The following is a 7,319-nucleotide window of genomic DNA, read 5'->3' as shown; positions in this document are numbered from 1 at the left end:
GGGCCGAATACTTCATTGGTAATGAAGAAGCCGAAACCAGTGAGTACGCCCATAATAATACGAGCACCCATGGTAACACTGCGAAGTGGGCCGAAAATAAAAGATAAGGCCATGAGCAACATCACGCAAACGGTTACAGGCTGCAGTAGCTTTCGCCATAAAGCCAGTTCGTAACGGCTGGTATCCTGCTCGTTATTAATGCGATACGTTATGTAATCATTGAGCCCGCGAATGGATAACGCTTCTGGCTTAACTGACACTATGCCGAGCTTGTCGGGCGTGAGGGTTGAATCCCAGCGCCAGGTAGGCAGGGCCTCGGTGTCAATTTTAGCCTCGGTAAAGGTGGTGTGGGTTACGTTAGTTAACGTCCAGCCATTTTGCTTGTAAAAGCCGCCGCTAGCATAGGTTGTACTGGCGAGCTGCAGCGCGTCGTTAAAGCGGTAAATACTGACATCTTGCAGTGAGTCGCGGCTAATAACCTGCCCAATGCTTACAAAAGCATCGCCGTCTTTAGCCCACACAAGTTTGTCAGAGGAAAACAGCGAACCTCCGGTTATTGCCTCGGTGCGCAGCTCTTTGGCGCGGGATTCACTCACTGGGGTTACCCATTCGCCCACTGCCATTACCACAATGATCATCACCACCGCCGACTTCATAGCCGACGTTATTATATTCCAACGGCTAAGCCCTGCAGCCTGCATGATCACCAGCTCACTGTTGCTGGCGAGTAATCCCATGCCTATCAACCCGCCTAGCAACACCGCCATGGGAAAGAACTGCTCCAGATCCCGAGGTAAGCTAAGCAGCACGTACACCAGTGCTGCCAGCATGTCGTAGTTGCCTTCGCCTACTTTGCGGAGCTGTTCAACGAACTTAATCAGTGCGCTCAGGCCAATCAGTACCGACAAAGTAACGGTTACTGTGCCCAGCAACGTGCGGGCAATATACAAGTCGAGGATTTTAAACATTACGTTTTCCTCCAGAGCTTGGCGCGCAACTCGGTGCCGAACTTACGGTCTCGCGAGAGCAGGGTAATGCCTATCATCAGCATGATACCGTGTACCCACCAAAGCCCCAGTTGCACCGGAATTTTTCCGTCTTCCAGTACGCGGCGACTGGCCAGCAATAACATGAAATACCCGAGGTATAACAAAATAGCCGGGAACATTTTGCCAAACCGGCCCTGACGAGGGTCAACTGCGCTCAGGGGAACGGCAATCAACACCAGAAACGGAATGGAAAGCGGGATGGCTATACGCCATTGCAGTTCGGCCATTGCTTCAATGGAATTGTCCTGTAGCAACTCAGCGGTAGACAACACCGATACTTTCTTGCGCGAGACCTGCTGTTCCGGATCGTCAATTTGCACCTGATATTCGTCGAAATTCACGACGCGGAAATCGCGCCGGCGATGCTCACCTTCGTACTGATTACCGTTGTTCAGGATAAGCTGACGTGTCCCGTCGGCTTCTTTGCTAATGGTACCGCGCTGAGCGTAAACCACCCGAACCTGCGCTTCGTCGTTGGCTTGCTGTTGCGCCAAAAAGACTTTTTGAAGTGAGTCATCACTTCCTACATCATGCACGAAAATTACGGCTTCCTGGTTGCCGGTTTCCTGGAATCGACCAGGGATAATAGCACTGAATCCAGCCTCAGCCTTGGCTTGCTCTCGCAAGTTGTATTCGCTTTGTGCAGCCGTGGGCGCGAGGTAGAGCGTCACGAATCCGGTGAAGATCATAATCAGCACAGACAGGAATAACATTACCCGGGTGACGTACCATTCGCTGATGCCGCAGGCGCGCATCACGGTCATTTCGCTGTCTACGTATAAGCGACCATAAGCCATCATAATGCCCAAAAAGGCACTAATGGGGATCACCAGAGAAGCGAGGATAGGGGCGTACAGCGACAGGAATCCAATTACCAGACTGGCAGGAATATCACCCTCAGAGGCGTCCCCCAGCACTTTAACAAATCGCAAGGTAATAAAAATTGCCATTAGTATGAGAAAAATGGCAACCTGAGACTTCAGCGTTTCCTTAAGTAAATAGCGGAATATCAGCATTTATGGCCTATGCTAAAAGTCGGAATTTTAGTGAAAGCAGCTATAATTTTGAGTAAACTTACCATTTTTACATGTTTTGCCAGTATAACTAACCCTTGGCTCCGGCAGGTGCGATTGCCTGAACGTTGTATTATCGACATAAACGCACCCACGCAGTAAGACATTTTGCTGCGGTATTAAACCATAAGCGCGGCAAAACGGCATGTGAATTTTATGCCGGGGCAACAGACAGATAAAAATTGAGGTGACATCATGGAGTTTAACGTAAAAAGCGGCAGTCCCGAAAAACAACGCAGTGCCTGTATTGTTGTTGGGGTATACGAGCCACGACGCCTATCAGGCGTGGCTGAGCAGCTTGATGAAATCAGCGAAGGTTATATCAGTAACCTGCTGCGCCGCGGCGACCTGGAAGGCAAAGCCGGCCAAATGCTGTTGTTGCACCACGTTCCTAACGTGCTTAGCGAGCGCGTATTATTGGTTGGATGTGGTAAAGAGCGTGAACTCGATGAGCGTCAGTACAAGCAAATCATTGCGAAAACTATTCAGACACTAAACGAAACCGGCTCTATGGAAGCCGTATGTTTCCTGACCGAACTGCACGTGAAAGGTCGTGATACTTACTGGAAAGTGCGCCAGGCAGTAGAAACTACCCAGGACACTTTGTACACCTTCCTGCAGTTAAAGAGCAAAAAAGGCGAGCCGCGCCGTCCGCTGCGTAAAATCGTATTCAACGTACCTACCCGTCGCGAATTAACCGTTGGCGAAAAAGCGGTAGAACATGGCCTGGCCATTGCCAAGGGCATGAAAGTCACCAAAGACGTTGCCAACATGCCGCCAAACATTTGTAACCCTGCCTACTTGTGGGATCAGGCCCAGCAACTGGCTGCAGAATATGATTCGATTGACGTTGAATGCGTTAACGAAGCGAACATGGCAGATCTGGGTATGAACTCATACCTGGCGGTAGGTCGTGGTTCTGAAAATGAATCACTCATGAGCATCATCCATCACAAAGGCGGTGAGCCGGATCAGCAACCATTGGTGCTGGTGGGTAAAGGCCTGACCTTTGACTCGGGTGGTATTTCATTGAAGCCTGGCGAAGGCATGGACGAAATGAAATACGACATGGGTGGTGCCGCATCTGTGCTGGGTGTTATGCACACGGTTGCAGCGTTAAACCTGCCGGTTAACGTTATTGGCGTGCTGGCTGGCTGTGAAAACATGCCTGACGGCAAGTCATATCGTCCGGGTGACATTCTGACCACCATGTCAGGACAAACCGTAGAAGTGCTGAATACCGACGCCGAAGGCCGATTGGTATTGTGTGATGCACTGACTTACGTAGAGCGATTCGACCCGGATACGGTAATCGACGTAGCGACCTTAACCGGCGCCTGTATTATCGCTTTAGGTAAACACGCAACCGGCTTAATGAGCACGCACAACCCGCTGGCACACGAGCTGTTGAATGCCTCTGAGCAAGCATCTGACCGCGCCTGGCGTTTACCTTTATGGGACGACTATCAGGAACAACTGGAAAGCCCGTTTGCTGACATGACCAACCTCGGTGGTCGTCCGGCCGGGTCTATTACGGCGGGTTGTTTCCTGTCGCGTTTCACTAAAAAGTACAACTGGGCGCACCTGGACATTGCCGGTACCGCCTGGAACAGTGGTAAGAACAAAGGTGCAACGGGCCGCCCAGTGCCAATGCTTGCGCAGTTCTTAATGAATCGCGCTGGTTTGGCGCAAGAGGACTAATTGCCCGTGCCCGCTGTTCGATTTTACGCGCTAACAGAAGAAACCGTGTCGCCCGATGGCGGCGCGGCGGTGTCTGCCCTGTGCGCGAAAGCCTGCGAATTAACCGCCGAACTCTATGCCAACCGGCAGAAGAGTGTGGTACTGTGCGCCGACAAGGCCCAGGCTGAAGCGGTAGATGAGCTGTTATGGCAACTACCCGCGGCGCGTTTTGTGCCGCACAATCTTGCTGGCGAGGGTCCGCCCGGTGGTGCACCGGTGGAAATCGTCTGGCAGGCACAACAATTACCCCGCCGGCCCTGCCTGATCAACGTGAGTGGTCAACTGGTGAGTCAATTCAACCAGTTCCAGCAAATTGTTGATTTTGTGCCGGTAGAAGAGGCCGCTAAACAGCAAGCCCGACAACGCTATAAATATTTTCAACAAGCCGGCTGCCAAATGCAGTTTTTACCGGCTTAACACAGGTATTCTTTGAGACTCTCCATGGACAAAACCTACGAACCCCATTCCATTGAACAGCAATGTTACCAACGCTGGGAAAACGACGGACTGTTTAAAGCCAAGGCCTCAGGCGATCCCGCGCAAGAACCGTATTGTATTTTACTGCCGCCGCCAAACGTAACCGGTAGTCTGCACATGGGTCACGGCTTCCAGCAAACCATTATGGACGTGCTGACCCGTTATCACCGCATGAAAGGCGACAACACCTTATGGCAGGTCGGTACCGACCACGCTGGTATCGCCACGCAAATGGTGGTTGAACGTCAGTTGAATGCACAAGGCAAAACCCGTCACGACCTGGGGCGCGAAGCCTTTGTCGATAAAATCTGGGAGTGGAAAGAACACTCGGGTGGCACCATCACCAGCCAGATGCGTCGTTTAGGCACGTCACCGGACTGGGATCGCGAAGTGTTCACCATGGACGAAAACCTGTCTAAAGCGGTAACCGAAGTCTTTGTAAAACTGCATGAAGACGGTCTGATTTATCGCGGCAAACGCCTGGTAAACTGGGATCCGGTACTACACACGGCGGTGTCCGATCTCGAAGTACTGAACGAAGAAGAAGCCGGTCACATGTGGCACATGCGTTATCCACTGGCTGACGGCAGTGGCAGCATTGTGGTTGCCACCACGCGCCCGGAAACCATGCTGGGCGACACCGCTGTGGCAGTACATCCGGATGATGAGCGCTATCAGGACTTCATTGGTAAAGAAATTAAGCTGCCTATTACCGGCCGTTTAATTCCGATCATTGCCGACGACTACGTTGATCCGGAATTCGGCACAGGTTGCGTGAAAATCACCCCGGCGCACGACTTCAACGACTACGACATGGGCAAGCGTCATAACCTGCCTATGATCAACATCTTCACGCCTGATGCGAAAGTGAATGACGAAGCGCCGGAAGCTTACCGCGGCCTGGATCGCTTTGACGCACGTAAAGCCATTGTGGAACAGCTGGAACAAGATGGTGTCCTGGTTAAAATCGATGATCACAAACTAAAAGTACCGCGCGGCGACCGCACCGGTGCTGTTATTGAGCCGTACCTGACTGATCAGTGGTATGTAGCTATTGAAGAACTGGCGAAGCCTGCTATCGAAGCAGTGGAAAGCGGTGAAATCCGTTTTGTACCGGAAAACTGGAGCAAGACTTATTACCAGTGGATGCACAACATCCAGGACTGGTGTATTTCACGTCAGCTTTGGTGGGGTCACCGCATTCCAGCATGGTATGACGACAGCGGCAACATTTACGTTGGTCGCGACGAAGCCGAAGTACGCAGCAAAAATGGCCTGGACGACAGCGTCGCCCTGCGTCAGGACGAAGACGTGCTCGACACCTGGTTCTCGTCGGCGCTGTGGCCATTTGCCACCATGGGCTGGCCGGAAAAAACACCTGAGCTGGAAACCTTTGTACCGTCTTCTGTGTTGGTAACCGGCTTTGACATCATCTTCTTCTGGGTTGCCAGAATGATCATGATGACCAAGCGCTTTACCGGCAAGATCCCGTTTAAAGATATCTATATTACCGGTCTGATCCGCGATGAGAGCGGCGACAAAATGTCGAAGTCGAAAGGGAACGTACTGGACCCAATCGATCTGATCGACGGTATTGATCTGGAGTCACTGGTTGCTAAACGTACCTCGGGTATGATGCAGCCGCAGCTGGCAGCCAAAATTGAAAAGCGCACGCGCAAGCAATTCCCGGACGGCATTCACGCATACGGTACCGACGCACTGCGGTTCACCTTTGCGGCTATGGCGTCTACCAGCCGCGATATCAACTTTGATATGGGACGGGTAGAAGGATACCGCAACTTCTGTAACAAGATCTGGAACGCATCGCGTTTTGTGTTAATGAACACTGAAACTGAAGATACCGGTCGCGACGGCGGTGAACTGGTACTGAGTCTGGCAGATCGCTGGATTTGGGCCCAGTTCCAGCAAACGCTGGCGGAATTTGAAAAAGCCATCAGTGAGTATCGTTTCGATATCGCGGCGCAAACGGTATACGAGTTTACCTGGAACCAGTTCTGTGACTGGTACCTGGAATTAACCAAACCGGTACTGAACAATGATCAGGCCTCTGACGCTGAAAAACGCGGCACGCGCCATACGTTAATCAACGTACTGGAAAGCCTGTTGCGCTTGCTGCACCCGTTAATGCCGTTCATCACCGAAACCATTTGGGAACGCGTTGCACCATTAAGTGCGCTGGAAGTTAAAGACGGCGACAGCATCATGGTTCAGCCATTCCCAACCGTAGATACCGGAAAGCAAGACGAGCAGGTATTAGCTGACATTGAGTGGGTGAAGCGCTTTATAGTGGGCATCCGTAATATCCGTGGTGAAATGGATATTGCGCCTAGTAAGCCGTTGTCGGTATTGCTGCGTAACGCCAGTGAAGAAGACGAGCGTCGCCTGGGTATTTCACGCACCTTTATCGACCGTCTGGCACGTCTGGAGGGCGTGACGTTACTGGCAGAAGGCGAAGAAGCGCCGGCCAGTGCTACCGCGTTGGTAGGGGAAATGGAAATCCTGATCCCAATGGCGGGTCTTATCGACAAAGACGCCGAGCTGGCTCGTATCAGCAAAGCCATGGAGAAAATAGAAAAAGACGCAGCCCGCACTAAAGGTAAGTTGTCTAACGAGAAATTCGTGAGTAATGCACCTGAAGCGGTTATTGAGAAAGAGCGCGCCAAGCTGGCCGATGCAGAGTCACAACTGGCTAAGCTTTCTGCTCAACGCGACACAATAGCGGCATTATAGAAGACTGGGCGTGAGCGGCTGTGCGTATTTGGTGCATAAATGCCGCTCCTTCTCCCATCTTTGGTGCATGCTAAAGTGTGTATAGTGAGTCGTATTTTTATAACCTGCTGTAATATATGGTTTTTGAAATTTGGCTCGGTTATTGCTGATGTAATGACAGAATAAAGCAAGCGTCGCGTTTGCTAACAATTTGAATGAAGTTTGGTAATGAAGCCCGATCCTGTCGCCA

At 51.5% G+C, this 7,319-nt stretch carries 5 protein-coding genes; 3 read left to right on the top strand and 2 right to left on the bottom strand.

The genetic code is table 11. The annotated features are described in order from the left end of the window. Positions 1-968, bottom strand: a 968-nt coding sequence (gene lptG, locus AC4MRN_RS18205; RefSeq protein WP_491204082.1) for an LPS export ABC transporter permease LptG, incomplete at its 3' end; no start/stop codon positions are given. Next, a complete protein-coding gene (gene lptF, locus AC4MRN_RS18200) occupies positions 968-2,065 on the bottom strand; it encodes an LPS export ABC transporter permease LptF (protein ID WP_487966234.1) in 1,098 nt (365 codons plus the stop codon). The genes lptG and lptF, both read right to left, overlap by 1 nt. A gap of 252 nt (positions 2,066-2,317) precedes the next feature. Here lptF and pepA point away from each other — a divergent pair, with 252 nt between their 5' ends. Genes pepA through AC4MRN_RS18185 form a run of 3 tightly spaced genes read left to right on the top strand, consistent with a single transcriptional unit; the run spans position 2,318 to position 7,090 of the window. Further along, on the top strand, positions 2,318-3,823 hold the full coding sequence (gene pepA / locus AC4MRN_RS18195; protein WP_073323684.1) for a leucyl aminopeptidase: 1,506 nt from the start codon (positions 2,318-2,320) through the stop codon (positions 3,821-3,823). Between the two features lie 6 nt (positions 3,824-3,829). Next, the gene (locus AC4MRN_RS18190) at positions 3,830-4,279 is read left to right on the top strand and encodes a DNA polymerase III subunit chi (RefSeq protein WP_491204081.1); all 450 of its coding nucleotides are present in this window, start codon (positions 3,830-3,832) and stop codon (positions 4,277-4,279) included. A gap of 24 nt (positions 4,280-4,303) precedes the next feature. Next, positions 4,304-7,090, top strand: coding sequence for a valine--tRNA ligase (locus AC4MRN_RS18185; RefSeq protein ID WP_491204080.1), 2,787 nt, complete (start codon positions 4,304-4,306; stop codon positions 7,088-7,090). Positions 7,091-7,319 lie beyond the last annotated feature (229 nt).

The sequence above is a fragment of the Marisediminitalea sp. genome (assembly GCF_984433645.1).
The sequence above is the reverse complement of the archived record's forward strand: the minus strand, read 5'-3'. Positions and strand labels throughout refer to the sequence as shown.